Below are 2502 nucleotides of genomic sequence, written 5' to 3' on the forward strand. Positions count from 1 at the left end.
CACCACATCCCCCTTCTGGGTGATCTCGACCACGCCGGCGTCGGCCAGACGCCTGGCGGCCTCCCGCACCGGATCCATGAGGGGTCGCCAGTCATCGGGGGCGACGGCGCGCGCGACGTCCGACGGGCAGATGCTCGCGGTGTCGGCCCGGGCGTCGAGAAGCGCCCGGATGCGGTCCTCGAGTTCGGCGTCCGACGCAGCCATGCTCCCGACTATGCCACCGCACCACTCAGTTCTCCTGCGCCGCCTTCTTCCGGGCGATGTCCTCGAGGGCCGCGATGTACTTCGCGCGTTCCGCCGCGCCCGCCTCCCACTCCGCCTTGCGGTTCTTCACAGGCTTGGCCGGCGACCCGACCGCGATGCTGAAGTCCGGGATGTCGCCCTTCACGACGGCGTGCGCGCCGAGAACGCAGCCTCGCCCGACGCGCGTGTTGCGCAAGACCGTCACCTTGGCCGCCACCCACGTGTCGGGACCGATGCGGACCGGGCCCTTCACGATGCCCTGATCCTTGATCGGAACGTTCACGTCGTCCATGCGGTGGTCGAAGTCGGTGATGTAGCACCAGTCGGCCACGAGCGTCGACGCACCGATCTCGATGTCCAGGTACGTGTTGACGACGTTGTCCTTGCCGAACACCACCTTGTCGCCGATGCGCAGCGAACCCTCGTGGCACCGGATGGCGTTGCCATCGCCGATGTGGACCCACCGGCCGATCTCGAGCCGGGACAGGTCGGGGGTCGAATGGATCTCCACCCTCTTGCCGAGGAACACCATGCCTCGCAGGATCACGTGCGGGTTGGCGAGCTTGAATTTCGCGAGCCGGTAGTACCGCACCAGGTACCACGGCGTGTACGCCTTGTTCGCCAGCACCCACCGCAGCGAGGCGCGTGTCAGGAAGCGGGCCTGCTCGCTGTCACTCCGCCGGGATCCTCGCCACCTCGTACGCAACGGTGCGCCCCACATGCTCGTCATAGCCTGTCAGCCTACGTTCACCGCCCGCACCCCCGTTCGGGTGCGTCCGGACTCCGGCACCACCCTCGGGGCGTGTGCTCGGCCCCGCCTCGGGGTCTGACGCTCGGCCCCGCCTCGGGGTCTGACGCTCGGCCCCGCCTCGGCGGGATAGTCTCTGGGCCGAGCGTTATCGAAGACGAGGAGATGTAATGCGGCGGGTCCTACGTTCGTCAGTACTGGCGCTGGCGACGATCTCGACTGTCGTCCTCAGCGGCTGCAGCAGCGGGCCGCAGGTCGACGACATCTTCTCGGCAGGCGGGTGGCCCGGCATGCACGCCGACGCCCGCAACAGCGACACCAGCCCCGTCACCGGTTCCCGCGACCTCTCCTTCGCCTGGTCGCGCCCGCTCGGCGGCCCGGTCGCGAATTACGCGTCCGTGGCGGCGAGCGGCCAGATCTTCGTCACCGCGCGCACCGAGAAGGGCTGCAACCTCTTCTCCTACCAGATGGACAGCGGCCGCAAACGGTGGTGCCGGCAACTCGCCCCCGGCGTCGTGGCGTCCACACCGGTCGTCGACGGCGCCGCCAACGTGTACGTCGGCGAGGACGGCGCCATCAACTCGTTCAACGAATACGGCCAGCTGCGTTGGCGCACACCGGTGGTCGGGACCCCGCTGTCCGCTCAGTTCACCGGCGACGGCAATCTCCTCTTCATCACCCAGCTCGGCCAGATCAATATCGTGAACACGCAGAACGGCCAGAAGGTCGTGGCGCCGTACGATCTCGTCCCGCCGCCCTCCCTCGCCGACGGCGCGAACGTCGACATCCTCCCCGACGACAAGGGCCTGCGCGGCTGCTTCTTCGGCGCCCCGGACTGCCCGGTGGCGAACATGCCCGCCATCGACCTCGAGTCCGGCAAGTTCTACTTCACGCTCTTCGCGCCCGGCGCACCCCAGGCGGAACTCGTCGCGATGAAGTACTCCGGTGGCGACAACCCGGCGATCACCCACGAATGGTCCAGCGACACTCTGCCGGGCGGCAGCGCGTCCAGCCCCGATCTGTCGGCGGACGGCTCCGTCGTCTACGCCAACGACAACTGGGGAACGATGTGGGCGATCGACTCGGCGACCGGTGATGCGAAGTGGAGCTACGACATCGGGTACGCCGCGGCAGGCAGCCCGTCGACGTCCGCGGACGGTCTGATCATCCCCGCGGGTGGTCCCGACGGCCACCTGCTGGCGCTGCAGGACAAGGGCGATCACGCCGAACTCGTCTGGGAGCGGAAGGATCTACTGCAGCTGGGTGTCCCGGCGCAGACGGCCGGGTCCACCGGGTACGCGGTGGTCCGCGACGGCACGGACGGACTGGCGATACTCACGTTCGACACCGGAACCGGCGAAACCCTCGACCAGGACACGCTGCCCGGGGCGAAGGGGTTCACCGTCGGGACGTCCGTCGGCCCCAAGGGCGAAGTGCTCACGCCCACCCTGCTCGGGGAACTGTTCGTCCTCCGCTGACCCGTGAGTACTTCTCAACCGCGGGCGGTTGAG

Annotated in this window: 3 protein-coding genes; 1 reads left to right on the plus strand and 2 read right to left on the minus strand. The window is 68.6% G+C overall.

The annotated features are described in order from the left end of the window. The coding region (locus ACFTZB_RS45005) for a DUF3253 domain-containing protein (protein ID WP_378442401.1) at positions 1–204 on the minus strand (204 nt) is incomplete at its 3' end. 25 nt (positions 205–229) lie between these two features. Further along, the gene (locus ACFTZB_RS45010) at positions 230–973 is read right to left on the minus strand and encodes an acyltransferase (protein WP_378442403.1); all 744 of its coding nucleotides are present in this window, start codon (positions 971–973) and stop codon (positions 230–232) included. A 188-nt stretch (positions 974–1161) separates the two neighbouring features. Between ACFTZB_RS45010 and ACFTZB_RS45015 the strand changes: the two genes are divergently transcribed. Beyond that, entirely contained in the window at positions 1162–2469 is a 1308-nt protein-coding gene (locus tag ACFTZB_RS45015) for a PQQ-binding-like beta-propeller repeat protein (RefSeq protein WP_378442405.1), read from the plus strand. The last annotated feature ends 33 nt before the right edge of the window (positions 2470–2502 follow it).

It is taken from the genome of Rhodococcus sp. NPDC057014 (assembly GCF_042673295.1).
Lineage (GTDB): Bacteria > Actinomycetota > Actinomycetes > Mycobacteriales > Mycobacteriaceae > Rhodococcus_F.

Excerpts from the sequence above, each read along its gene's own strand:
- ACFTZB_RS45015 (WP_378442405.1), top strand. The coding sequence starts at position 1,162 with ATGCGGCGGGTCCTACGTTCGTCAGTACTGGCGCTGGCGACGATCTCG.
- ACFTZB_RS45010 (WP_378442403.1), bottom strand. The coding sequence starts at position 973 with ATGACGAGCATGTGGGGCGCACCGTTGCGTACGAGGTGGCGAGGATCC.